The sequence below is a fragment of the Streptomyces ficellus genome, from assembly GCF_030406405.1.
In the GTDB taxonomy this organism is placed as follows: domain Bacteria; phylum Actinomycetota; class Actinomycetes; order Streptomycetales; family Streptomycetaceae; genus Streptomyces; species Streptomyces ficellus_B.
This window is the reverse complement of the sequence record NZ_JAUEPL010000044.1, coordinates 24,839-49,914: the sequence shown is the minus strand read 5'-3', so window position 1 is coordinate 49,914 and position 25,076 is coordinate 24,839. Positions and strand designations below refer to the sequence as shown.

At 70.7% G+C, this 25,076-nt stretch carries 22 protein-coding genes; 14 read left to right on the top strand and 8 right to left on the bottom strand.

Annotated elements, in window-relative coordinates; translation table 11 throughout:
- Window position 1: 1 nt before the first annotated feature.
- The 8 genes from murG (at window position 2) to QWM81_RS24300 (ending at window position 7,309) form a co-directional block, all read left to right on the top strand.
- Entirely contained in the window at window positions 2-1,093 is a 1,092-nt protein-coding gene (gene murG, locus QWM81_RS24335; RefSeq protein ID WP_290114466.1) for an undecaprenyldiphospho-muramoylpentapeptide beta-N-acetylglucosaminyltransferase, read from the top strand.
- A gap of 71 nt (window positions 1,094-1,164) precedes the next feature.
- Entirely contained in the window at window positions 1,165-1,974 is an 810-nt protein-coding gene (locus tag QWM81_RS24330) for a cell division protein FtsQ/DivIB (RefSeq protein ID WP_290114465.1), read from the top strand.
- Window positions 1,975-2,253: 279 nt separating this feature from the next.
- Window positions 2,254-3,468, top strand: a complete 1,215-nt coding sequence (gene ftsZ / locus QWM81_RS24325) for a cell division protein FtsZ (RefSeq protein WP_290114464.1) — start codon at window positions 2,254-2,256, stop codon at window positions 3,466-3,468.
- 9 nt (window positions 3,469-3,477) lie between these two features.
- Window positions 3,478-4,236 carry a peptidoglycan editing factor PgeF gene (pgeF, locus tag QWM81_RS24320; protein ID WP_290114463.1) on the top strand — a complete coding sequence of 253 codons (759 nt, stop codon included), beginning with the start codon at window positions 3,478-3,480 and terminating at the stop codon, window positions 4,234-4,236.
- 13 nt (window positions 4,237-4,249) lie between these two features.
- Entirely contained in the window at window positions 4,250-4,969 is a 720-nt protein-coding gene (locus tag QWM81_RS24315; RefSeq protein WP_290114476.1) for a YggS family pyridoxal phosphate-dependent enzyme, read from the top strand.
- A 141-nt stretch (window positions 4,970-5,110) separates the two neighbouring features.
- Entirely contained in the window at window positions 5,111-5,770 is a 660-nt protein-coding gene (locus QWM81_RS24310; protein WP_290114462.1) for a cell division protein SepF, read from the top strand.
- Between the two features lie 70 nt (window positions 5,771-5,840).
- Window positions 5,841-6,137, top strand: a complete 297-nt coding sequence (locus QWM81_RS24305; protein WP_290114461.1) for a YggT family protein — start codon at window positions 5,841-5,843, stop codon at window positions 6,135-6,137.
- 56 nt (window positions 6,138-6,193) lie between these two features.
- Window positions 6,194-7,309: a DivIVA domain-containing protein gene (locus tag QWM81_RS24300; RefSeq protein WP_290114460.1), complete on the top strand. Its 1,116-nt coding sequence runs from the start codon at window positions 6,194-6,196 to the stop codon at window positions 7,307-7,309.
- Between the two features lie 197 nt (window positions 7,310-7,506).
- On the opposite strand, the gene ileS is transcribed toward QWM81_RS24300, so the two are convergent.
- Together ileS and QWM81_RS24290 are read right to left on the bottom strand one after the other, a co-directional pair.
- A complete protein-coding gene (ileS, locus tag QWM81_RS24295) occupies window positions 7,507-10,665 on the bottom strand; it encodes an isoleucine--tRNA ligase (protein WP_435372441.1) in 3,159 nt (1,052 codons plus the stop codon).
- A 510-nt stretch (window positions 10,666-11,175) separates the two neighbouring features.
- The gene (locus QWM81_RS24290) at window positions 11,176-11,658 is read right to left on the bottom strand and encodes a hypothetical protein (protein WP_290114458.1); all 483 of its coding nucleotides are present in this window, start codon (window positions 11,656-11,658) and stop codon (window positions 11,176-11,178) included.
- Between QWM81_RS24290 and QWM81_RS24285 the strand changes: the two genes are divergently transcribed.
- From QWM81_RS24285 to QWM81_RS24265, 5 genes are all read left to right on the top strand, one after another.
- Entirely contained in the window at window positions 11,648-12,910 is a 1,263-nt protein-coding gene (locus tag QWM81_RS24285; protein WP_290114457.1) for a TraR/DksA family transcriptional regulator, read from the top strand. The two genes, QWM81_RS24290 and QWM81_RS24285, sit on opposite strands and share 11 nt — an antisense overlap.
- Before the next feature lie 68 nt (window positions 12,911-12,978).
- The gene (gene lspA, locus QWM81_RS24280; protein WP_290114456.1) at window positions 12,979-13,539 is read left to right on the top strand and encodes a signal peptidase II; all 561 of its coding nucleotides are present in this window, start codon (window positions 12,979-12,981) and stop codon (window positions 13,537-13,539) included.
- 17 nt (window positions 13,540-13,556) lie between these two features.
- A complete protein-coding gene (locus QWM81_RS24275) occupies window positions 13,557-14,498 on the top strand; it encodes an RluA family pseudouridine synthase (RefSeq protein ID WP_290114455.1) in 942 nt (313 codons plus the stop codon).
- On the top strand, window positions 14,495-14,962 hold the full coding sequence (locus tag QWM81_RS24270) for a GNAT family N-acetyltransferase (RefSeq protein ID WP_290114454.1): 468 nt from the start codon (window positions 14,495-14,497) through the stop codon (window positions 14,960-14,962). The genes QWM81_RS24275 and QWM81_RS24270 overlap by 4 nt, the downstream gene beginning before the upstream one ends.
- 58 nt (window positions 14,963-15,020) lie before the next feature.
- Window positions 15,021-16,607, top strand: a complete 1,587-nt coding sequence (locus QWM81_RS24265) for a Na+/H+ antiporter (RefSeq protein WP_290114453.1) — start codon at window positions 15,021-15,023, stop codon at window positions 16,605-16,607.
- A gap of 614 nt (window positions 16,608-17,221) precedes the next feature.
- Here QWM81_RS24265 and QWM81_RS24260 read toward each other — a convergent pair.
- Window positions 17,222-18,373, bottom strand: a complete 1,152-nt coding sequence (locus tag QWM81_RS24260; protein WP_290114452.1) for a mechanosensitive ion channel family protein — start codon at window positions 18,371-18,373, stop codon at window positions 17,222-17,224.
- 31 nt (window positions 18,374-18,404) lie between these two features.
- Here QWM81_RS24260 and QWM81_RS24255 point away from each other — a divergent pair, with 31 nt between their 5' ends.
- Entirely contained in the window at window positions 18,405-18,974 is a 570-nt protein-coding gene (locus QWM81_RS24255) for a dienelactone hydrolase family protein (protein ID WP_290114451.1), read from the top strand.
- A 37-nt stretch (window positions 18,975-19,011) separates the two neighbouring features.
- Here QWM81_RS24255 and QWM81_RS24250 read toward each other — a convergent pair whose 3' ends face one another.
- The 5 genes from QWM81_RS24250 to QWM81_RS24230 all read right to left on the bottom strand — a co-directional run bounded on the left by QWM81_RS24250 (window position 19,012) and on the right by QWM81_RS24230 (window position 24,961).
- Window positions 19,012-19,971: a zinc metalloprotease gene (locus tag QWM81_RS24250; protein WP_290114450.1), complete on the bottom strand. Its 960-nt coding sequence runs from the start codon at window positions 19,969-19,971 to the stop codon at window positions 19,012-19,014.
- A 325-nt stretch (window positions 19,972-20,296) separates the two neighbouring features.
- Window positions 20,297-21,940: an alkaline phosphatase D family protein gene (locus QWM81_RS24245; RefSeq protein ID WP_290114449.1), complete on the bottom strand. Its 1,644-nt coding sequence runs from the start codon at window positions 21,938-21,940 to the stop codon at window positions 20,297-20,299.
- An 84-nt stretch (window positions 21,941-22,024) separates the two neighbouring features.
- The gene (locus QWM81_RS24240; RefSeq protein WP_290114448.1) at window positions 22,025-22,840 is read right to left on the bottom strand and encodes a DsbA family protein; all 816 of its coding nucleotides are present in this window, start codon (window positions 22,838-22,840) and stop codon (window positions 22,025-22,027) included.
- A gap of 44 nt (window positions 22,841-22,884) precedes the next feature.
- Window positions 22,885-23,568 carry a hypothetical protein gene (locus tag QWM81_RS24235; protein WP_290114447.1) on the bottom strand — a complete coding sequence of 228 codons (684 nt, stop codon included), beginning with the start codon at window positions 23,566-23,568 and terminating at the stop codon, window positions 22,885-22,887.
- A gap of 67 nt (window positions 23,569-23,635) precedes the next feature.
- A complete protein-coding gene (locus QWM81_RS24230; protein WP_290114446.1) occupies window positions 23,636-24,961 on the bottom strand; it encodes a DUF2252 domain-containing protein in 1,326 nt (441 codons plus the stop codon).
- Between the last annotated feature and the right edge of the window lie 115 nt (window positions 24,962-25,076).

Genomic DNA, 25,076 nt, shown 5'->3' with positions numbered 1-25,076 from the left:
GGTGCATGTCGTACTCGCCGGTGGGGGGACCGCCGGCCACATCGAGCCCGCGCTCGCCCTCGCGGACGCCCTGCGCAGGCAGGACCCGACCGTGGGGATCACGGCCCTCGGCACGGAACGGGGGCTGGAGACCCGCCTCGTACCCGAGCGGGGCTACGAGCTGGCGCTCATCCCCGCCGTCCCGCTGCCGCGCAAACCCACACCCGAGCTGATCACCGTCCCCGGGCGGCTGCGCGGCACGATCAAGGCGGCCGAGCAGATCCTGGAGCGGACCAAGGCCGACTGCGTCGTCGGCTTCGGCGGCTACGTGGCGCTGCCCGGCTACCTGGCCGCCAAGCGGCTCGGCGTGCCCATCGTCGTCCACGAGGCGAACGCCCGTCCGGGCCTCGCCAACAAGATCGGTTCGCGGTACGCGGCCGGGGTCGCCGTCGCCACGCCCGACAGCAAGCTGCGCGGCGCCCGCTACATCGGCATCCCGCTGCGGCACACCATCGCCACCCTGGACCGCGCCCGGGTGCGCCCCGAGGCGCGCGCCGCGTTCGGCCTGGACCCGAACCTGCCCACGCTGCTGGTCTCGGGCGGCTCGCAGGGCGCCCGCCGGCTGAACGAGGTGATCCAGCAGATCGCCCCGGTCCTCCAGCGCTCCGGCATCCAGATCCTGCACGCGGTCGGCCCGAAGAACGAACTGCCGCAGGTGGACAACATGCCCGGGATGCCGCCCTACATCCCGGTACCGTACGTGGACCGGATGGATCTCGCGTACGCCGCGGCCGACATGATGCTCTGCCGCGCGGGCGCGATGACCGTCGCCGAACTCTCCGCCGTCGGGCTCCCCGCCGCATACGTACCGCTGCCGATCGGCAACGGCGAGCAGCGGCTCAACGCCCAGCCGGTGGTCAAGGCCGGCGGCGGCCTGCTGGTCGACGACGCCGAGCTGACGCCCGAGTGGGTCCAGGGCAATGTGCTACCGGTGCTCGCCGACCCGCACCGGCTGTACGAGATGTCCCGCGCCGCCGCCGAGTTCGGCCGCCGGGACGCCGACGACCTGCTCGTCGGCATGGTCTACGAGGCGATGGGGAAGTCGCGCGGATAGGGACCGCGACGCCGCGGGCGCCGTCCGCGTGACCTCCAGGGCGCGCCACAGGGCGTGAGAAGGCAGGGAGCATGGCCGGACCGACGACGACCGCCGAGCGGGGCACCCGCAAGCAGGGAGGCCCATCGCCGGCCCGGCCCTCGGGTCCTGGGCCGCGCGGTGGCCGCCGGCCGCTGCCCGGCCCCCGGGCCGTGCTGCTGATCGCCACCGCGCTGGTGCTCCTCGCCTCGGTGGCGTGGGCCCTGTACGGCTCCGCGTGGCTGAGGGTCGAGCACGTCACGACCTCCGGTACGCGGGTGCTGACGCCCGCGGAGGTCAAGGCGGTCGCGGCGGTGCCGGTCGGCGGCCCCGTCATCTCGGTCGACACGGGCGACATCGAGAACCGGCTCCGGCAGAAATTGCCCCGGATCGACTCGGTGGACGTCGTCCGTTCATGGCCGAACGGAATTACTGTCGACGTGGTCGAGCGCACGCCGGTCCTGCTGGTGGAAAAGGGCGGAAAGTTCATCGAGGTGGACGCGAAAGGTGTGCGTTTCGCCACGGTTGACCGGGCCCGGGCTCCCCAGGGCGTACCCCTGCTGCACTTGACGGTAGGTCAGTCGCCCAGTCTGCGCCGCTTCGGCGCGGAACGGCTGACCGTGGCGGCGGTCCGGGTCGCGGGCGACCTCCCGGCACAGGTCGCCAAGGACACCAAGGTCCTCCATGTCCGCTCGTACGACTCCATCACCCTGGAGCTGACCGACGGCCGGACCGTGGTGTGGGGCAGCGGTGAGGACGGCGGTGCGAAAGCCCGTGCGCTGACCGCACTGATGAAAGCGGCGCCCAAAGCGGGGCACTTCGACGTGAGTGCTCCCACCGCCCCGGCGGCGTCGCGGAGTTGACGCACATATGCGCTGGCCAGCACCCTGGTTGGTCAGCGCTATGGGTGATCACATAGGGTGAAAAGAAAAACGGGAGGTTCGGCGTGTTCGTTGAACGTGCGCCACTTGTCGACTTAGTGTCCTGTTCGGAAGAGTCCAGCGAACACAGACACTGGTAACCCTAAACTTCAACGTTAGGGTTTGGGTCGGCGTTTCGGACCGTCCCATCGGCATCCGTCGTCGCGGCGCGACAACCACCGCGAAGCGGCGACACGTAACTCGAGGCGAGAGGCCTTCGACGTGGCAGCACCGCAGAACTACCTCGCAGTCATCAAGGTCATCGGTGTCGGCGGCGGTGGTGTCAATGCCATCAACCGAATGATCGAGGTCGGTCTCAAGGGCGTCGAGTTCATCGCCATCAACACGGACGCGCAAGCTCTGTTGATGAGCGACGCCGACGTCAAGCTCGACGTCGGTCGTGAACTGACCCGCGGCCTCGGGGCCGGAGCCAACCCGGCAGTCGGTCGCAAGGCGGCAGAGGACCACCGTGAGGAGATCGAGGAGGTCCTCAAGGGGGCCGACATGGTCTTCGTCACCGCCGGCGAAGGTGGCGGCACCGGCACCGGCGGCGCTCCCGTCGTCGCCAACATCGCGCGCTCGCTGGGCGCCCTGACGATCGGTGTGGTCACCCGGCCGTTCACCTTCGAGGGCCGGCGCCGCGCCAACCAGGCGGAGGACGGCATCGCCGAGCTCCGCGAAGAGGTCGACACCCTCATCGTCATCCCGAACGACCGGCTGCTGTCCATCTCGGACCGTCAGGTCAGCGTGCTGGACGCGTTCAAGTCCGCCGACCAGGTGCTGCTGTCCGGTGTCCAGGGCATCACCGACCTCATCACCACCCCGGGCCTCATCAACCTCGACTTCGCCGACGTCAAGTCGGTCATGTCCGAGGCGGGTTCGGCGCTCATGGGCATCGGTTCCGCGCGCGGCGACGACCGCGCGGTGGCCGCCGCCGAGATGGCGATCTCCTCGCCGCTGCTGGAGGCGTCCATCGACGGCGCCCGCGGTGTGCTGCTCTCCATCTCCGGTGGCTCGGACCTCGGCCTGTTCGAGATCAACGAGGCCGCCCAGCTGGTCAGCGAGGCCGCCCACCCCGAGGCCAACATCATCTTCGGTGCCGTCATCGACGACGCCCTGGGCGACGAGGTACGGGTCACGGTCATCGCGGCAGGCTTCGACGGCGGCCAGCCGCCGGCCCGGCGGGACAACATCCTCAGCGCCGGATCGAGCAAGCGGGAGGAGTCCGCGCCCCCCGCCCGCACCACCGAGCCCCCCCGCCCGGTGAGCGGACTGGGCACGGTGCCCGTGCGCGAGGAGTCGCCCGTCCCGGTGGCCGAACCCGCCCCGGCGGTGAACGACAGCTCCCTGTCGGCCACTCCTCCGGCGGTCCCGCCGGCCCGCCCCTACCCGGACACCTCCGCCGAAGAGCTGGACGTCCCGGACTTCCTGAAGTGACCTTGTGAAGTGATAGGGCAGCACGACTCAGTGAGCGGCGCGCACTTCGCCTTCACCGACCGGTGGGGCGGGGTGAGCGCCGTTCCGTACGAAGAGCTCAACCTCGGCGGAGCGGTCGGCGACGACCCCGGTTCGGTCACGACCAACCGCCGGCTCGCCGCCGGGGCGCTCGGGCTCGACCCCGCGACGGTCGTCTGGATGAACCAGGTGCACGGGCGGGACGTCGCCGTGGTCGACGGCCCCTGGGCCGGGGACGACGTCCCGGCCGTGGACGCGGTGATCACCGCGCGGCGCGGTCTTCCGCTCGCGGTGCTGACCGCCGACTGCACGCCCGTCCTGCTCGCCGACCCGGTCGCGGGCGTGACGGGCGCGGTGCACGCGGGCCGCCCGGGGATGGTCGCCGGTGTGGTGCCGGCCGCCGTCGAGGCCATGATCACCCTCGGCGCCGAGCCGTCCCGGATCGTCGCCCGCACCGGGCCGGCCGTCTGCGGCCGGTGCTACGAGGTCCCGGCGGCCATGCGCGACGAGGTGGCGGCCGTCGAGCCGGCGGCCTGGGCGGAGACGAGCTGGGGCACCCCGGCCGTCGACGTCACGGCCGGGGTGCACGCCCAGCTCGATGCGCTGGGGGTGCGGGACCGGCGCGCGTCGGAGCTCTGCACCCGTGAATCGGGTGACCACTACTCGTACCGCCGCGACCGCACCACCGGGCGGCTCGCCGGATATGTCTGGCTTGAGAACACCTCCCGGCCGGAAGTCGGGGGAGGATAGGGCGATGACGGACATGGCGGGCCGCAGGGCTCAACTCGCCGAGAACCTTGCCCGGGTGGAGGAGCGCATCTCCGCCGCGTGCGCGGCAGCCGGCCGCGCGCGGGAGGGCGTGACCCTGATCGTGGTCACCAAGACCTACCCGGCGAGCGATGTGCGGCTGCTGCACGAGCTCGGTGTCCGGCACGTCGCCGAGAACCGGGACCAGGACGCGGCACCGAAGGCCGCCGCGTGCGCGGATCTCGACCTGACGTGGCACTTCGTCGGTCAGCTACAGACCAATAAAGTCCGTTCTGTGGCGAGTTATGCACATGTCGTGCACTCGGTCGACCGGCTGAAGCTCGTCACCGCACTGTCGGACGCGGCGGTGCGCGCCGGGCGCGAACTGGGATGCCTGATCCAGGTCGCGCTCGACGCGGAGTCCGGTGAGCGCGGCCGGCGGGGTGGCGTCTCGCCGGAGGGCATCGAGGAGTTGGCGGACGCGGTGGGCGCCGCGCCCGGGCTGCGGCTCGACGGACTGATGACCGTCGCGCCGCTGACCGGGTCGTACGCGGGGCGCCAACGGGCCGCATTCGATCGGCTGATGGAATTCTCATCCCGCCTGCGCGCGGCACATCCGGCTGCGAACATGGTGTCGGCAGGGATGAGCGCGGACCTCGAGGACGCCGTGGCAGCCGGAGCGACACATGTACGCATCGGTACGGCGGTACTCGGAGTCCGACCCCGGCTCGGGTAACGTCGCGAAGCAAGTCGGACCACAGCAGAAAATATGGTCATTTCCGCCAAAGAGCGGACAGACCTAGTGGATCGCGGGCACTTGGTGACGCTGTGCCCATCATGGTGAGGGCGATCCACCACAGAGCGGAGGACTCAGAGAATGGCCGGCGCGATGCGCAAGATGGCGGTCTACCTCGGCCTCGTGGAGGACGATGGGTACGACGGCCGGGGCTTCGACCCCGATGACGACTTCGAACCCGAACTGGAGCCGGAGCCCGAGCGCGACCGACGCCGCCACCAGCCTCCCCACCAGGCTTCGCACCAGGTGTCGCATCAGGTCTCGCACCAGGTGTCGCACCAGGCGGAGCGCGAGGAGCCGGTGCGCGTCGTCCAGCAGCCCGTGCAGCGCGATCCCGTTCCGCTTCCCGCCGAAAACGGACGTCCGGCGCGAATCGCCCCCGTGGCATCCATCACACCTGAACGACCGAGCCTGGAGAAGAACGCACCGGTGATCATGCCCAAGGTCGTGTCCGAGCGGGAGCCCTACCGCATCACCACGCTGCACCCGCGGACCTACAACGAGGCCCGTACCATCGGGGAACACTTCCGCGAGGGCACGCCTGTGATCATGAATCTCACCGAGATGGATGACACGGACGCGAAGCGACTTGTCGACTTTGCCGCCGGTCTCGTCTTCGGGCTGCATGGCAGCATTGAGCGAGTGACGCAGAAGGTGTTCCTGTTGTCGCCTGCTAACGTCGATGTCACGGCGGAGGACAAGGCCCGCATCGCAGAGGGCGGATTCTTCAACCAGAGCTGAGAGCACGACACCGGGAACGGCCGGCCGGAAGGCCGGAGGACATGAGATCCAGGGGAGAGGGAAGCGCGGGATGGGCGTCGCACTACAAGTGGTCTACATCGCTCTGATGTGCTTCCTCGTCGTCCTGATCTTCCGGCTGGTCATGGACTACGTCTTCCAGTTCGCCCGTTCATGGCAACCCGGGAAGGCGATGGTGGTCGTTCTGGAGGCCACCTACACTGTCACCGATCCACCACTGAAGCTTCTGCGGCGGTTCATCCCGCCGTTGCGTCTCGGGGGCGTGGCACTCGACCTGTCCTTCTTCGTTCTGATGATCATCGTCTACATCCTCATCTCCATCGTGAACAGCTTCATGATGAGGGTGTGAGGGTGTAGCGATACGGTCCTGCCGACTGCCGACGACTACGTAGAGGTGAAGGAAAGATGCCGCTGACCCCCGAGGACGTGCGGAACAAGCAGTTCACGACCGTCCGCCTCCGAGAAGGCTATGACGAGGACGAGGTCGATGCCTTCCTCGACGAGGTCGAAGCCGAACTGACGCGCCTGCTCCGCGAGAACGAGGACCTGCGCGCCAAGCTCGCCGCCGCCACGCGCGCGGCCGCGCAGAACCAGCAGCAGCAGGGCATGCGCAAGCCGCCGGAGCAGCAGGACCGTCCCGTCGGTCCCGGCGCCCCCGTACCCGCCGGGATATCGGGACCGCCGGTCCAGCAGCAGCCCCCGCAGATGGGTCCGCCCCAACTGCCCGGTGGAGCGCCTCAGCTGCCGGCCGGTCCCAGCCACGGTGGTCAGCAGGGCCCGCACGGCCCCGGCCAGATGCAGGGCGGCCCCATGGGTGGCCCCATGCAGGGCGGGCCCATGCAGGGTGGCCCGATGCAGGGCGGTCCCATGGGTGGCCCCATGGGCGGTCACGGTCCGCAGATGCCGCAGCCGGGCCAGGGCCCGGGCGGCGACAGCGCGGCGCGTGTCCTCTCCCTCGCCCAGCAGACCGCCGACCAGGCGATCGCGGAGGCCCGTTCCGAGGCCAACAAGATCGTCGGCGAGGCCCGTTCGCGTGCCGAGGGCCTGGAGCGCGACGCCCGCGCCAAGGCGGACGCCCTTGAGCGGGACGCGCAGGAGAAGCACCGCGTCGCGATGGGCTCGCTGGAGTCGGCCCGCGCCACGCTGGAGCGCAAGGTCGAGGACCTGCGGGGCTTCGAGCGGGAGTACCGTACGCGGCTGAAGTCCTACCTGGAGAGCCAGCTGCGTCAGCTGGAGACCCAGGCGGACGACTCGCTGGCCCCGCCGCGGACGCCGGCGACCGCGTCGCTGCCGCCGTCCCCGTCGATGGCGTCGGCGGGCGCGAGCGCCCCGTCGTACGGCGGCAACCAGACCATGGGCGGCGGCCCGTCGATGGGCGGCGGCCCCTCGTACGGTAGCCAGCAGCAGATGTCGCCGGCCATGACGCAGCCGATGGCACCGGTGCGGCCGCAGGCGCCGCAGCCGATGCAGCAGGCTCCGTCGCCGATGCGCGGTTTCCTCATCGACGAGGACGACAACTGACGGGGGCGGGTCGGGCGTCGCGCGTGTAGTCGCGTGTATGGCGCGTAGCCGTCGGTAGGCAGTCGGGCTGGGGCCCGGGACGTGTGACGTCCCGGGCCCCAGCCCTTTGCGTCCCCGCCGGGGTGGTACGCCGGGTGCGGGCCGTGGGGATGCGAAAGGCCCGGCCACGTGGTGTGTGGCCGGGCCTTGGCGCTTGGTTACGCCTTGCGGAGGCGGAAGGTGAGGGAGAGGCCCTCGTCGGTGAACGGTTCGCCGTACGTGGCGTCCGGCTCGGCGGACGAGAAGTCGGTGGCCAGGACCTCGTCGGCGATCAGGGACGCGTGGTCCGTGAGGGCCGCGCTCACCTCGGGATCGGTGGACTCCCAGCGCAGGGCGATACGGTCCGCGACGTCCAGGCCGCTGTTCTTGCGGGCCTCCTGGATCAGGCGGATCGCGTCACGGGCCAGGCCCGCGCGGCGCAGTTCCGGGGTGATCTCCAAATCCAGGGCGACCGTCGCGCCCGCGTCGGAGGCGACCGACCAGCCCTCGCGCGGGGTCTCCGTGATGATGACCTCGTCGGGGGTCAGGGTGATCGTCTCGCCATTGACCTCCAGCGTGGCCTCGCCGTTGCGCAGGGCCAGGGACAGCGCGGCCGCGTCGGCGGCGGCGACCGCCTTGGCCACGCCCTGGACGCCCTTGCCGAAGCGCTTGCCCAGGGCGCGGAAGTTCGCCTTGGCCGTGGTGTCGACCAGCGAGCCACCCACCTCGGAGAGGGACGCGAGCGAGGTGACGTTGAGTTCCTCGGTGATCTGGGCGTGGAGCTCGGGGGAGAGCGTGTCGAAGCCCGGCGCGGCGACCAGCGCGCGGGAGAGCGGCTGGCGGGTCTTGACACCCGACTCCGCGCGCGTGGCCCGGCCCAGCTCGACCAGGCGGCGGACCAGGGCCATCTGGGAGGAGAGGGTCGGGTCGATCGCGGAGAGGTCGGCCTCGGGCCAGGTGGAGAGGTGGACCGACTCGGGTGCGTGCGGGGTCACCGGAACGACCAGGTCCTGCCAGACCCGCTCCGTGATGAACGGCGTCAGCGGGGCCATCAGGCGGGTGATGGTTTCGATCACGTCGTGGAGGGTGCGCAGCGCCGCCTTGTCGCCCTGCCAGAAGCGGCGGCGGGAACGGCGTACGTACCAGTTGGAGAGGTCGTCGACGAAGGCGGACAGGAGCTTGCCTGCGCGCTGGGTGTCGTACGCCTCCAGGGACTGCGTGACCTGGTCGGTGAGGGCGTGCAGCTCGGACAGCAGCCAGCGGTCCAGGACCGGGCGGTCGCAGGCGGCGGGGTCGGCCTCCGACGGGGCCCAGCCGGCGGTGCGGGCGTACAGCGCCTGGAAGGCGACCGTGTTCCAGTACGTGAGGAGGGTCTTGCGGACCACTTCCTGGATGGTGCCGTGGCCCACCCGGCGCGCCGCCCACGGGGAGCCGCCGGCCGCCATGAACCAGCGCACCGCGTCGGCGCCGTGCTGGTCCATGAGCGGGATCGGCTGGAGGATGTTGCCCAGGTGCTTGGACATCTTGCGGCCGTCCTCGGCGAGGATGTGGCCGAGGCAGACGACGTTCTCGTACGACGACTTGTCGAAGACCAGGGTGCCGACGGCCATGAGGGTGTAGAACCAGCCGCGGGTCTGGTCAATGGCCTCCGAGATGAACTGCGCCGGGTAGCGCTTCTCGAAGACCTCCTTGTTGCGGTAGGGGTAGCCCCACTGCGCGAACGGCATCGAGCCCGAGTCGTACCAGGCGTCGATCACCTCAGGGACGCGGGTCGCCGTCTCCTGGCAGGTCGGGCAGGGGAAGGTGACGTCGTCGATGTACGGGCGGTGCGGATCCAGCGACGACTGGTCCGTGCCGGTCAGCTCGGTCAGCTCGGCGAGGGAGCCGACGCAGGTGAGGTGGTTGTCCTGGCAGCGCCAGATGGGCAGCGGGGTGCCCCAGTAGCGGTTGCGGGAGAGCGCCCAGTCGACGTTGTTGTTGAGCCAGTCGCCGAAGCGGCCGTGCTTGACCGACTCCGGGAACCAGTTGGTCTTCTCGTTCTCCGCGAGGAGACGGTCCTTGACGGCGGTCGTACGGATGTACCAGGACGGCTGGGCGTAGTACAGCAGCGCCGTGTGGCAGCGCCAGCAGTGCGGGTAGCTGTGCTCGTACGCGATGTGCTTGAAGAGCCGTCCACGTGCCTGGAGGTCGGCCGTCAGGGCCTCGTCGGCCTTCTTGAAGAACTGGCCGCCGACCAGGTCGAGGTCCTCCTCGAAGGTGCCGTCCGGACGGACCGGGTTCACGACCGGGAGACCGTACGCGCGGCAGACCTTGAGGTCGTCCTCACCGAAGGCGGGCGACTGGTGGACCAGACCCGTACCGTCCTCGGTCGTGACGTACTCGGCGTTGACGACGAAGTGGGCGGCTTCCGGGAAGTCGACCAGCGTGAAGGGGCGCTCGTACGTCCAGCGCTCCATCTCGGCGCCGGTGAAGGTCTCGCCGGTGGCCTCCCAGCCCTCGCCGAGGGCCTTGGCGAGCAGCGGCTCGGCGACGACCAGCTTCTCGCTGCCGTCGGTCGCGACGACATAGGTGACGTCGGGGTGGGCGGCGACGGCCGTGTTGGAGACCAGGGTCCAGGGGGTGGTCGTCCAGACCAGGAGCGCGGCCTCGCCCGCGAGGGGCCCGGAGGTCAGCGGGAAGCGGACGAAGACGGACGGGTCGACGACCGTCTCGTACCCCTGCGCCAGCTCGTGGTCGGACAGGCCGGTGCCGCAGCGGGGGCACCAGGGGGCGACACGGTGGTCCTGGACCAGCAGGCCCTTGGTGAAGATCTCCTTGAGCGACCACCACACCGACTCGATGTACTCGGGGTCCATCGTCCGGTACGGGTCGTCGAGGTCGGTCCAGTAGCCCATACGGGTGGTGAGCTCGGCGAACGCGTCCGTGTGGCGGGTCACGGACTCACGGCACTTGGCGTTGAACTCCGCGATGCCGTACGCCTCGATGTCCTTCTTGCCGGAGAAGCCCAGCTCCTTCTCGACGGCGAGTTCGACCGGCAGGCCGTGGCAGTCCCAGCCGGCCTTGCGGCCGACGTGGTAGCCGCGCATGGTGCGGAAGCGGGGGAAGACGTCCTTGAAGACCCGGGCCTCGATGTGGTGCGCGCCGGGCATGCCGTTGGCGGTGGGCGGGCCCTCGTAGAAGACCCACTCGGGGCGGCCCTCGGACTGCTCAAGGGACTTCTGGAAGACCTTGGCCTCGCGCCAGAAATCGAGCACGGCGTGCTCGAGCGCGGGCAGGTCGACCTGGGCGGGTACCTGGCGGTACTGCGACATCGAATCCTCCGGCGGACTGTGGTTCATTCCGTCGGAGGGACGAGAGCGCGCTGTGCTCCCGCGGTACCACCCTCCTTGGCCCCGGACGCCTCGTGGGCGTCCTGAGCCCCCTCATTGGGGTCGCGAAGCCGGTTCTACTGACCGTGCGGTCTCCCGCGGGCGTTCTTCCGGCGGCTCCGGGGTGATGCTTCACATCGGGCTCGCCCCCGGGCTCTCACCGTCCCCGGGTCGCTCATGGCTGCGTACGACGCTACTCGTCCCCATCCAAGCCTTTCGCTGCGCCCAGTGTAAGGGCCCGGCGGGGGAGGGGCGGACCCGTTTTCGGGTGGCGGTGGTGTGACCCGAATGGCCACACGGGGTGGGGTGGGTCCGGATGGGGGAGTGGAGCGGATGACGGGGCGGATTACGGGGCGGGGAGCTGGGCACAACGGATGCAGGCTGCCTTGCCGCGGGCATGGGACGACCGGAACCGGCGGCGTGCCCCGTTGCCGCGGGGCCCCAGTCGATTTATCGTCCCAGCACGATTCGCGAGCAAGATCACAATATGTGAAGGGGCCGCGAGATGGTGGCGAAGAAGACCGCCGTGAAGAGGACGGCGTCCGCGAGATCCACCGCCACGGGCGCGGCGGCCAAGGACACGAGTGGGAAGAAGAGCACGGCGGCCGGGGCTTCGAAGAAGGCCACGGCCACGGCCAGGAAGACGGTGACGAAGAAGACCGCTGCCCGGGCCGCGTCGGCGAAGAAGACGGCTGGGACGGCCTCGATGGCTTCGACGGCCGCTGAGCGGGCACGGGGCGACACCGCGGCCGCGAAGAAGGCCACCAGGGCCGCGAAGCGCGCCGAGACGGCGGAGGCGGCGGCGCCCGGGAAGAGGGCGGCGGGTAAGGAGGCGGAGGCTGCCGGCAAGGGTGCCGCGAAGAGACCTCCGGCCAAGAAGGCGTCCACGCAGGGTGCGCCCGCGGCGAAGGCCGCGGCGAAGAAGACCGGCACCTCCACCACGGCGAAGACGGTGCCGGCCAAGAAGGCTGCCGCGAAGAAGACCGCGGGGGCCGGCAAGGCGACGGAGCGGGCCGCGCCGGGCAAGAAAGTCACCGCGAAAAAGGCCCCCGCCAAGGAGGTGGCCGCGGCGAAGAAGGCCCCGGCGACGAAGGCTGCGGTGAAGAAGGCCCCGGCGACGAAGGCCGCGGTGAAGAAGGCCGCAGTGAAGAAGGCCACCACGTCGAGGGCCCCGGCCGGAAAGAAGGCGGCCCTCAAGGGTCCGGTTTCCGAGCGAGAGGCCGCCCTGGCTGGGGCGGCGCCCGGTGAGGAGGCGGCTCCCCGTAAGAAGGCGGTCGCCAAGAAGGCCGCCGCGAAGAAGACGGCCTCCAAGGGCGCGGTTCCGGAGGGGGAGGCCGCCGTGACGGGGGCCGGGCCGGCTGAGGAGGCCCCTCGTAAGAAGGCGCCGGGGAAGAAGGCTGCCGCGAAGAAGGCCGTGGCGAAGAAGGCCGCCTCCAAGGAAGCGGTTCCCGAGCCGGCGGGGGCCGGGGCCGGTGAGGAAGCGGCTCCTCGTAAGAAGGCGGTGGGCAAGAAGGCTGTCGCCGAGGAGGCGGCCGCCGGGCGGGAGGGGGGCGCGACTGAGGCGCGGCCCGGCAAGAAGGCGACCGCCAAGAAGGCGACCGCCAAGAAGGCGACCGCCAAGGAGGTGTCCGGCGGGAGGGAGGCCGGGCGGGTGGGCAGGAAAGGCGTGGCCGGGAAGGCCGCGGAACACGAGGGGGCGGCCCAGGCCGCGGAGCAGACAGGAGCCAGGACAGTGGCAGCGAAGAAGACCGCGGATGTGACCCCGGCGCCGGCCGCCTCGGCCGTACCCCCCGCCCGGGGCATCGCCGAGACGGCGCCCGAGGAGCTGGCCGTACGGCCCGGGGAGGAGCCCTGGAGCCCCGAGGAGGTCGCGGAGGCGCGCGCCGAGCTGGAGAGCGAGGTGGTCCGCCTCCAGGCGGAGATCGCCGCCTCCGAGGAGGCCCTGTCCGGGCTGATGCGGGACTCCGGGGACGGCGCCGGGCACGACGAGGCCGACACCGGCACCAAGAACATCACGCGCGAGCACGAGATGGCGCTCGCCGCCAACGCCCGCGCCACCCTGGAACAGACCCAGCACGCCCTGCAACGGCTCGACGCGGGAACGTACGGACTGTGCGAGGTGTGCGGCAAGCCCATCGGCAAGGCGCGCATGCAGGCCTTCCCGCGCGCCACCCTGTGCGTGGAGGACAAGCAGAAGCAGGAACGGCGGGGCTGAGGAGGCCGGGTCCGTACGTGTGTGCCGTACCCTCGTGCACAGTCAGGCACCTAGGTTGAGGGACTCACGTGGCAGAGGCGGAGAGCGTCATCGGTACGCCGGATGTTGACGACGAGGCTGCGGCGCCCGCCGAGCAGCCCAGGGGCAGGCGCCGCGTCGTGGTGCTCTTCGCCGTGGCCCTCGTGGCGTACCTGCTGGACCTCGGCACCAAGATGCTCGTGGTGGCCAAGCTGGAGCACCAGGAGCCGGTCCGGGTCATCGGTGACCTGCTGAGGTTCGTGGCGGTACGCAACCCGGGCGCGGCGTTCGGGATGGGCGAGGCGTTCACGGTGATCTTCACCTGCATCGCGGCGACGGTCATCGTGGTGATCATCCGGCTGGCGCGCAAGCTGTACAGCCTGCCCTGGGCGATCGCGCTGGGGCTGCTGCTGGGCGGCGCGCTCGGCAATCTCACCGACCGGATCTTCCGTGCGCCCGGCGTCTTCGAGGGCGCGGTCGTGGACTTCATCGCGCCCGCGCACTTCGCGGTGTTCAACCTGGCGGACTCGGCGATCGTGTGCGGCGGGATCCTGATTGTGATCCTGTCGTTCAAGGGGCTGGACCCCGACGGGACCGTCCACAAGGACTGACAAGGCATACTCGACGGGTGAGCACCATTCCGGAAATCCGTACGCTGCCCGTTCCCGATGGCCTGGAAGGCGAGCGCGTCGACGCCGCCATCGCCCGTATGTTCGGGTTTTCCCGTACCAAGGCGGCCGAGCTGGCCGCCGCCGGGAAGGTGCTCGTCGACGGCGCGGCGGTCGGCAAGTCCGAGCGCGTCAGCGGTGGCGCGTGGCTCGAGGTCGAGATGCCCGGTGCCCCCGCCCCCGTACAGATCGTCGCCGAGCCCGTCGAGGGCATGGAGATCGTGCACGACGACGACGACATCGTCGTGATCGTGAAGCCGGTCGGCGTCGCCGCTCACCCGAGCCCCGGCTGGACCGGCACCACCGTGATCGGCGGCCTCGCGGCGGCCGGGTACCGCGTCTCCACGTCCGGCGCGGCCGAGCGGCAGGGCATCGTGCACCGGCTGGACGTGGGCACGTCCGGGCTCATGGTCGTGGCCAAGTCGGAGCGGGCCTACACCCTGCTCAAGGCGCAGTTCCGGGACCGGGTCGTCGACAAGCGCTACCACGCGCTCGTGCAGGGCCACCCCGACCCGCTGAGCGGCACGATCGACGCGCCGATCGGGCGCCACCCGAACCACGACTACAAGTGGGCGGTCACGGCCGAGGGCAAGCCTTCGGTGACGCACTACGACCTGATCGAGGCGTACCGCGCCGCCTCCCTGCTCGACATCAAACTGGAGACGGGTCGGACTCATCAGATCCGGGTTCATATGGCGGCTCATCGCCACCCGTGCGTCGGCGACCTGACCTATGGCGCCGATCCGACGATGGCGAAGCGGCTGGGCCTGACCCGGCAGTGGCTGCACGCCGTACGACTCGGCTTCGAGCACCCGTCGGACGGTCAGTGGGTCGAGTTCGAGAGCACCTACCCGGCCGACCTCCAGAGCGCCCTGGACAGGATCGCCGCGGAGAGCGCGTGAGCGAGTTCGTCGTACGGGAGGCCGTGACCGAGGCCGACCGTGAGGCGGGCTTCGCCGTCCGCCGCGAGGTCTTCGTCACCGAACAGGGCGTGCCCGAGGAGATCGAGTACGACGCGTACGACGCGACCGCCGTCCATGTGCTGGCCGTCCGCCGCGCCGACGCGGCCGCCCTGGGCACCGGTCGGCTGCTGTACGGGCCGCACGCGGCCGGCAAGACGGGCGGCGCGGACGGTGTGGGCTCGCTGGGGCGGCTCGCCGTGTCCAAGGCGGCGCGGGGCCTCGGAATCGGCGTAGCGCTGGTACGGGCCATCGAGGAGGCGGCACGCGCGCGTGGGCTGACGGCGGTGGACCTGCACGCCCAGACGCAGGCGCTCGGATTCTACGAGCGGCTCGGGTACGAGGCGTACGGCGACGAGTTCCAGGACGCGGGCATCCCGCACCTCGCGATGCGACGGGTCCTGTAGCCCGCATGGCAGGGTGGAAACCTTGATCGTCGTGGCCTGACGGCCGGAGGGGCGCACCGTGGACCAGCTGGCTCTCTTGCTCGCGCTGTTGCTCGGGGCGGTACTGACCGTACCGCTCGGGGAACGGCTGGGACTGCCCGCGCCGGTGCTGATGACGCTCGCGGGCATGGTGCTGGCGCTGCTGCCCTTCGTACCGAACGTCGAGATCCCGCCGGAGTTCATCCTCCCGCTCGTGCTGCCGCCGCTGCTGTACGCGACGGTTCAGCGGACGTCATGGCGCCAGTTCGCGGCCAACAAACGCCCGATCTTCCTGCTCGCCGTGGCGCTCGTGTTCGTCACGACGGCCGCCGTCGCGGCGGTGGCGAGCGCCGTCGTACCCGGCCTGCCGATCGCCGCCGCCGTCGCGCTCGGCGCGCTCGTCGCCCCGCCCGACCCGGTCGCCGCGACCGCCGTCGCCGGCTCGCTGGGGCTGCCGCGCCGGCTCGTGTCGATCCTGGAGGGCGAGGGCCTGTTCAACGACGTCACCGCGATCGTGCTGTACCACGTGGCGATCGGGGCGGCGGTCGGCGGAACGTTCACCTGGGCGGGCGCGGCCGGCGAACTGGTGCTCTCCGGCGTGGTGGCCATCGTGGTCGGGCTGGCCCTGGGCTGGCTCACCAACCGGCTCCTGGGGCTGCTGGGCGACGCCACCCTCCAGACCGGGCTCACGCTGCTGGTGCCGTTCGTCAGCTACGTACTCGCCGAGGAACTGCACGGTTCCGGTGTCCTCGCCGTCCTCGTCACCGCCCTGTTCCTCGCCGAACACGCCACGGACGCCGATGACGTCATGGGCCGTCTCGCCGGGCGGACCTTCTGGGAGATCGTCGACACCCTCGTCACCGGCATCGCCTTCGGCCTCATCGGCCTGGAGCTGCACCACGTCTTCGGCACGGCCGACGGGCGGGAGCTACAGATGCTGGGGTGGGGCGCGGCGATCGTCGCCTGCGTGGTGGGTGTACGGCTGCTGTGGCTGCTGCCGGCGACGTGGCTCGCCAAACGGCTCCATACGAGAAGGGATTACAACGAGGAGATCCCCATGAGCTGGCGGGAGACCGTCGTCATGTGGTGGGCCGGGATGCGGGGCGTGGCGTCGGTCGCGCTGGCGCTGGCCATTCCGCTGCGTACGGAGGACGGGGCGCCGTTCCCGGGGCGCGACGAGATCGTCTTCATCGCCTTCTGCGTGATCATGGCGACCCTGGTCTTCCAGGGACTGACGCTGCCGTGGCTGGTGAAGCGGCTCGGCGTACGCGCCGACACGGACGCGGAACGGGAGCTGGAGCGGAAGCTCGCCGTCCGGGCCGCCGGGGCCGCGAAACGGCGCCTGAAGGAGATCGAGGAGGTGGAGGACCTGCCTGAGGATCTCCAGGAGCGGCTCCAGCGCGTCGCATTCGACGTGGGGGCGCGGATCAGCCCCGACCTGGTGGACGAGGAGCGGCGGTCGGCGTCCGCGAAGCGGGCGGAGCGGTTCAAGGCGATGCAGCGGATCCAGCGGGAGCTGATGTCGGCGGCGCGGCACGAGGTGCTCTCCGCGCGCAGCGAGCCGGGTGCGGACCCGGAGGTGGTCGACCGCGTGCTGCGGCAGCTGGACGTGCGGAGTCTGCGCTGAGGGAGGTGTGGGCCGCCTGACGCGTGGCGTCTGGCGCATGGCGTCTGACGCGTGGCGTCTGACGCGTGGCGTCTGGCGCGTGGCGTCTGGCGCATGACGTCTGACGCGTGGCGTCTGGCGCGTGGGCGGTGCGGTCGGGGGTGGTGGGGCGTGGCCCCTCCGGGCTCGGCTCCTCGGGGACCGGCGGGGTGCCCGGCCTTGGTGGGGAGCCCGGGCGTTCCGCCGGTCCCCTGCGGGGCCGACCCTGCACGGCCCCGCCCCGGCCGGATCCCGGCTGCGGGTCGTGGAACGTCGGGTTTGGAGGCGGCCTCGGCCGGACGCCGGCTGCGGGGCGTGGGACGTGCGGCGTGGAGGCTGGCCTCGGCCGGACGCCGGCTGCGGTCGTGGGACGTGCGGCGTGGAGGGCGGCCTCGGCTGGATTCCGGCTGCGGGTCGTGGGACGTGCGGCCTGGAGGGCGGCCCCGGCCGGATCCCGGCTGCGGGGCGTGGGACGTGCGGCGTGGAGGCTGGCCCCGGCCGGACGCCGGCTGCGGTCGTGGGACGTGCGGCCTGGTGGGCGGCCTCGGCTGGATTCCGGCTGCGGGTCGTGGGACGCCGGCTCGGCTGCGGGTGGGTCAGCCGCGGCCTGTGCGGCGGGCGTCGTCCGTGACGTAGCCGTCCGCGTTGTTGCTGTGGACCTCCGCGGCCCGTGGCGGACGCTGGTCCGTGTTGCTGCCGTGGGCCGGCCACGGCAGCGCCGCCGGGGACGTGGCGATGCGCGGCAGCGCGTACGGGTGCTCCTCGCACAGCCACGCGACCATCTGCTCGCGTACGACGCACCTCACCGTCCAGACGTCGTCGGCGTCCTTCGCCGTGACCACCGCGCGGACCTGGATCGTGCTGGGTGTGGTGTCCGTGACGGCCAGGGACCAGTCGCGGCCGTCCCAGGCGGGGCACTCCGCGAGGATCTCCTTGAGCTTGTCGCGCATCAGGCTCACGGGCGCCGTGTGGTCCAGGTGGAAGAAGACCGTGCCGGTCATCTGGGCGCCGCCGCGTGACCAGTTCTCGAACGGCTTGCTGGTGAAGTACGAGACCGGCATCGTGATGCGGCGCTCGTCCCAGGTCCGTACGGCCAGGAACGTCAGTGTGACCTCCTCCACCACGCCCCACTCGCCGTCCACGACCACCGTGTCGCCTATCCGGACCATGTCGCCGAAGGCGATCTGGAAGCCGGCGAAGAGGTTGCCGAGCGTGGACTGTGCCGCGACACCGGCCACGATGCCGATGATGCCCGCGGAGGCCAGCATCGACGTACCGATGGTGCGGAAGTCGGGGAACGTCAGCAGCATCGCCGCGACCGCCACCACGCCGACCACCGCCGTGACGATCCGCATGATCAGCGTGACCTGCGTGCGCACCCGGCGCACCCGGGCCGCGTCGCGGGTGGACGAGGCATAACGGGCATAACTGGACTCCACTATGGCGGCGGCGATCCGTACCACCAGCCAGGCGCTGGCGCCGATCAGGACCAGGGTCAGCACCTGGCCTATGGCCGCCTCGTGGTTCTCCAGGGCCCGCCACCCCGTCTGCCGGTACGAGCCGCGCAGCAGTGCGGCGACGAGGACGACCTGAAGGGGCAGCCGGCAGCGGCGCAGCAGCCCCCACAGCGGGGTCTCGTGGTGCCGGGCGTCGGCTCGGCGCAGGATGACGTCGGCCGCGTAGCCGACGAGCAGCGTGAGCACGACCGAGCCACCGATGACGGTCAATGGGCGCAGTACGTTCTCCATGGCTCCGAATCCAGCTGGCAGGATTGGCCGGATGAACATCATGCTCTTTCACTCGGCCTACGGTCTGCGCCCGGCCGTGCACGCCGCAGCCGGCCGGCTGCGTGCCGCCGGGCACCACGTGCACGTGCCCGACCTCTACGACGGTCAAACGGCCGATCGTTTGGAGGAGGGCATGGCTGTCAAGGACCGGATCGGCAAGGAAGAGCTGCTGAAGAGGGCGATCCTGGCCGCAGCGCCCTACTCCGGGCAAGGACTCGTGTACGCCGGTTTCTCCCTGGGCGGGTCCCTCGCGCAGACTCTCGCGCTCGGTGATGAGAAGGCGCGCGGACTGCTGTTGTTGCACGGCACTTCGGACCTGGCGGAGAACGCGTCGGTGGACCAGTTGCCCGTACAGCTGCATGTCGCCGATCCCGATCCCTTCGAGCCGGACGACTGGCTGAACGCCTGGTACCTGCGGATGCGGCGGGCCGGTGCGGATGTGGAGGTCTACCGCTATCAGGGCGCCGGACACGTGTACACCGACCCGGACCTGCCCGACTACGACGAGGACGCCGCCGAGCGGACGTGGCGGATCGCCCTGGGCTTCCTGGACAGCCTGTAAAGGGGCACGGTGTCCGCACACCGTGCCCCCGCTGGGCTCAGCCGGCCCGGTAGGCGGTCCAGTGGTCCTTCATGCGCTGCACCTGGCCCGCCGTGAACTGGTACATGCACGCGTCGTACGTGTAATCCATGAAGTTGTGAATCGGGTCAACACCCGTCTTGTTGGTGCACGTGTCGCGCCCGGTGGGGCACTGGTAGGCCGGGCTCTTCTCGGCGGCGGTGTCGGCCACGTAGTCGCCGTTGCCGTTACAGCCGCCCTGGAAGGTGTGGTACAGCCCCATCCAGTGGCCGACCTCGTGGGTGCCGGTGTCGCCCTCGTCGTAGTTGGTGGCCGAACCGCCGGGCAGGGAGGCGTCGAGCACCACGACGCCGTCCATCGTGGGGTTGGACTTGTACGAGGACGGGAAGGTCGCCCACCCGAGCAGTCCGCCGCTGAGGTTGGCGGTGTAGAAGTTGAGCGCACCGGCGCCGCCCTTGCGGAGGGCGGACTTCATGGCCTTCTCCTCGGCCGAGCCGGAGCTGAGGTTGTACCAGGCGGCGTTGTCGGTGTAGTCCGTGCCGGCCAGCGAGAACTGGAAGCCGGAGTCGGCGTTGCCTGTTCCCTGGCCGCCGAAGGCGGAGTTGAGGACGGCCATCTGCCGACCGACGTCGGTGGCGGAGAGCTTTCCGGTCTCGCCGTCGTGGATGACGTGGAAGTAGACCGGGACGGTGGTGGCGGCGGCGGTGAACCGGCCGGCGCCGCCGGCCCGCGCGGCCTCCAGTCTCTTCCTCAGGTCGGCGTCCATGGCCCGGGCCTTGGCGTCGGTCACCTCGTTGGGCTCGTGTGCGTGGCCGGCGCCCGCGTGGGTCTCGCGCGCGCCCGCGCCCGGGCCCTCGGCGCACTCCTCGGCCGCGGCGGTGACTGCGGGGGCCTTGGCGGCGGCGCCCGTCGGGGTGGAGAGCGGGAAGAGGGCCAGGGATCCGGCCATGACCGCCGTACCGAGGACACGTCGGTGCATACGCGGGGATATTCGGGCAAGAGCACGCATGGTGACTCCTCGCGGGGGGTTGTGGAGAGGGCCTTCCTCGCCACCGCGGGGAGATTACGTGGCCATGTCAGATTTCCATGAGCAGGGAACCAGCCCAATCGATCGTTGAGTAAGTGAAGACATCCGGGAGAAATCCTTCGGCCCGCGCGAGGGTGCGAGCCGCGTGCGTAACGAACCGGCCACCCAAGGCGGGTGGTGTGTCCCCATTGCGTCCACGGAACACACCACCCGGCATGACTGTGTGATCCCCTGTTAACAGGTGGGTGATTGGCCGAAAATCACCCGTAGGGGGCCGCTAGCGAACCGGCGCGTACACCCGCTCGACCCTCTGCGTTCCGCTGAGCGTCCGGTATGAGCGGATCCAGGCCGAGGAGGCGTCCGGATTCCTCTTGTCGGAGACGGTGTAGTAGTCCATCTGCGAGCGCTCCGCGGTCACATCGAGGACGCCGTACCCGTGATGGTCCATGTCCACCCACTTCACATGGCGGTTGGCACCCCTGATGGCCGCCGCGGCGACCAGTGAGACGGTGCCGGGGGCGACATGGAGGATGTCGTCCAGGTTGTCCGAGGTCACCGACGTCACCACGAACTCGGTGGCCGCCGAACGGGACTTCGGGTACGTCGCTGCCGTCACCGGTACGTCGTTGGCCCACGCCATGTGGATGTCGCCGGTCAGGAACACGGTGTTGGTGATGGATCGTTCCGTCAGGTGCGCGAGGAGCTCCTTGCGGTCGTCCGTGTAGCCGTCCCACTGGTCCACGTTGATCGCCAGCCCTCCCTTGGGCAGGCCGAGCAACTCCGCGACCGGCTGCAGCAGATGGGCCGGCAGGGAGCCGAAGGCGACCGGCGAGATCATCACCGACGTGCCGACCAGCTTCCAGGCCGCGTCCGAGGCGGCCAGCCCTGCCTTCAGCCAGTCCAGCTGGGCGCGGCCGGTGAGCGTGCGGTCCGGGTCGTCGACCTGGCCGCTGCCCATCGAGACCTGCTGCGAGCGGAACGAGCGCAGGTCCAGCAGGTGCAGATCGGCCAGCCTGCCGAAACGCAGCCTCCGGTAGACGGTGCCCTCGGTGGAGGCGCGTACCGGCATCCACTCGAAGTACGCCTGCTTCGCGGCCGCCACGCGGGCCGCCCAGTCGCCCTCGGTGCCCGGCGTGTGGTTCTCCGCGCCGCCCGACCAGGTGTCGTTGGCGAACTCGTGGTCGTCCCAGATGGCGATCACCGGGTGCGCGGCGTGCAGGGCCTGGAGGTGGGCATCCGCCTTGTACGTGGCGTGCCGCAGACGGTAGTCGGCGAGGGTGACGATCTCGTGCTTCGGCTCGTGCTGCCGTATGACGTACTCCGGCTTGGGGTAGCCGCCCGTCTCGTACTCGTAGATGTAGTCGCCGAGGTGGACCACCGCGTCGAGGTCGGCCCGCGCGGCGAGATGGCGGTACGCCGAGAAATGGCCCGCCTCCCAGTTGGCGCAGGAGACCACACCGAAGCGGACGCCGGACGTGGTGGCGTCGACGGCCGGAGTGGTGCGGGTCCGGCCGGTGGGCGAGACGGCCGTACTGGCCGTGAAGCGGTAGTAGTAGGCGGTCTCCTGGCGGAGGCCTCTGACATCCACCTTGACGGTGTGGTCCGAGGCGGCCGTCGCGATGACCGTGCCCCGGGCCACGGTCCGGGTGAACGCTCTGTCCTCCGAGACCTCCCATCTCACCTCGGTGTCCGCGCCCTGACCGGACCCGGGAAGGGCGTCGGGGCTCGGCGTGACGCGCGTCCACAGCAGGACGCCGTCGGGCAGCGGATCGCCGGAGGCGACTCCATGGAGGAAGGCGGGGGCCTTGACGTCGGCCGCCGCGGGCGCGGCGGAGGCCAGGACGGGGGCGGCGACGGCGGTGGCGGCAGCGGCTTTGACGACCGTGCGGCGGCTGGGAGCGGGAAGAATTCGACTGGTCACGGCCGATCAGATTACTGATCGGTAAAGCCGATAGGAGGGCGAACTCCGCAGAGTTCGCCCTCCCGTTGGCCAAAAGCCGTGCCCTTATCCCTTGAGCGCCTTGTCGATCGCGGCCGTGAAGTCGGCGGCCGTCATGGGGGCGTTCTTGCCACCGGGGTCGGTGACGGTCTTGCCGTCCATCTTCAGCGACGGCGTACCCGTGACGTCACTCTTGTCGAAGGCCTCGGACATCTTCATCGCCCAGGCGTCGAAGGTGCCCTCCTCGACGTTCTTCTTGAACTCCGCGTTGCTCTTCAGGGCCGGGACCGTGTCGGCGATCTCCAGGAGGTAGGAGTCCTTGGCGAACTTGTCGTCGCTCTCCTCCGGGTGGTACTTCGCCGAGTAGAGCGCCTCCTTGTAGTCCAGGAACGCCTCGGGGCTGACGTTGAGCGCGGCGCCCAGCGCGGACAGCGCGTTCTTGGAGCCCTCGCCCTGATCGGCGTTGTCGATGAAGGTGGCGCCGATGTACTGGATCTTGTACTTGCCCGCGGTGACATCCTTCTCGATCGTCGCGCCCACCTGCTGCTCGAACACCGCGCAGACCGGGCAGCGGGAGTCCTCGTACAGCTCCAGCGTCTTCTTCGCGGCCGGCTTGCCGATCACGACGGTGGTGCCGTTGTCGCCCGAGGTGTTCTTCGGGGCCGTGACGCTCTTCTGCTCCTTCATCGCCTCCCAGTGGGAGGGCTTGGTCGCCTGCATGACGCCGTAGGCGATGCCGCCGGCCACCGCCAGGACGGCGATGGCGGAGACGCCGACGGTGACCTGCCGGCGAACCTTGTCCTTCTTGGCCTGGCGCTCGCGCTCCTGGCGCAGCCGCTCGCGGGCCGCGGCCTTGTTGGCGTGGCTGTTGCGTGCACTCATGATCATGTTCTCCGGGTGAAAAGGGTCGTACGGGACTGCTGTGCTCAGGCGGTCAGAGCCCGGCACGGCGGTCCACGCCGCCCCACGGAGTGCACGAGAAGGCGGGTACGGGAGACGCGCGGACGGCTCGCGGGCCGCGGCCCCCGGCGTACGCCCGGGCCCGCCGTACCCACCGCGGCGGCCGCGATCCGCAGCGGCCGGAACGCGAAGGCGGCCACCGTCCGCACCAGCCCGGCGAGCGCGCTCTCACCCCGCCGCAGCCAGGCCGCGGCGAGCAGCCCGACCGCGACGTGGGCGGCGAGCAGCAGCCACGGCAGCGCCGGGTCGGGGGAGCGGAGCAGGGCGGCGGCCCCACCGCCCTCGGCCGCGACACCGGGCAGCGGGGCGCCCACGCCGCCGCCGCACAGCACATCGACGCCGACCGCGCGCAGAGAGCCGGCGACCGGGCCGCCGGCCGGCCCGTAACAGACATGCTGACCGGTCGTGAACACGGTGTCCGCGGCCAGCTCCAGCGGAACGAGCACCCCCGCGATGGGCCCGAAGCCGCGCTCCGCGCCCGCCAGCGCGTAGGCGACGGCGAACACCGCGGCCGCCACCGCGGCGACGGTCACCACCGGCAGCGCCACCCCCGACAGCAGCACATGGGAGGCCACGGACAGCGTCACCACGAGTGCCGTGAAGAGCGCCGCCCGCAACCACCTGAGCTGCGCTACGGATATGTCGTCCATCGACCGAGAGTGTGCCACGACCGCCCGTAAGCGGTCCCTAAAGGATCCGGACTTCCCCGGCCGCTCCTCAGAGACCCGGAATACGGCCGTTGCGGAACAGGTCGACGAAGATCTGGTGGTCCGCCCGCGCCCGCGCCCCGTAGCCGTGCGCGAAGTCCACCAGCAGCTCCCCGAAGCCCTCCTCGTCCGCCGCGATCGCCGCGTCGATGGCCCGCTCCGTGGAGAACGGCACCAGGGAGTGCCCGCTCTCGTCGTCCGCCGCCGCGTGCATTGTCGCCGTCGCCCGGCCCAGGTCCGCGACGGTCGCCGCGATCTCCTCCGGCTCGTCGATGTCCGACCAGTCCAGGTCCACGGCGTACGGCGAGACCTCGGCCACCAGCTGTCCGGCGCCGTCCAGCTCCGTCCAGCCCAGCCACGGGTCGGCGTGCGCCTGGAGGGCGCGCTGCGAGATGACCGTACGGTGCCCCTCGTGCTGGAAGTACGCGCGCACCGCCGGGTCCGTCACATGGCGGGAGACCGCCGGGGTCTGGGCCTGCTTCATATAGATCACGACATCGTTCTCCAAGGCGTCGCTGTTGCCTTCGAGGAGGATGTTGTACGAGGGCAGCCCGGCCGACCCGATGCCGATGCCGCGCCGCCCCACCACGTCCTTCACGCGGTACGAGTCCGGCCGGGCCAGGCTGGACTCGGGCAGCGTCTCCAGATACCCGTCGAAGGCCGCCAGCACCTTGTACCGGGTGGCCGCGTCCAGCTCGATCGACCCGCCGCCCGGCGCGAACCGGCGCTCGAAGTCACGGATCTCGGTCATCGACTCCAGCAGCCCGAACCGGGTCAGCGACCGGGCGTCACGCAGCGCGTCCAGCAGCGGGCCCTCCGCCGTGTCCAGCGTGAAGGGCGGCACCTCGTCGTTCTTGGCGCCGGTCGCCAGGGCGTGGATCCGCTCCCGGTAGGCGGCGGCGTAGATCCGTACGAGCTCGGTGATCTGCTCGTCGCTCAGCGCCTTCGCGTAGCCGATCAGCGCCAAGGACGCCGACAGCCGCTTCAGGTCCCAGGTGAAGGGGCCGACGTACGCCTCGTCGAAGTCGTTCACATTGAAGATCAGCCGGCCGTTGGCGTCCATGTACGTGCCGAAGTTCTCGGCGTGCAGATCGCCGTGGATCCACACCCGGCCGGTCCGCTCGTCCAGGTACGGGCCGCCGCGCTGTTCCCTGTCGAGGTCGGCGTAGAACAGGCAGGCCGTGCCACGGTAGAAGGCGAAGGCCGAGCCGGCCATCTTCCGGAACTTGACCCGGAAGGCGGCCGGGTCGGCGGCCAGGAGCTCGCCGAAGGCGGTGCCGAACACGGAGAGGATCTGCTCACCGCGTTCCTCGGCGGTGGGCTGCGGGACCGACATCGCGGGGTGCCTCCTGGTGCGTACGTCAACGGCTGCGCGCATGATTCGCGCGCATGACAAAAGGGACGGCTGTTCCGTCCATCCCAACGCGCGACGGTACCTCCGAGTGCCCCCG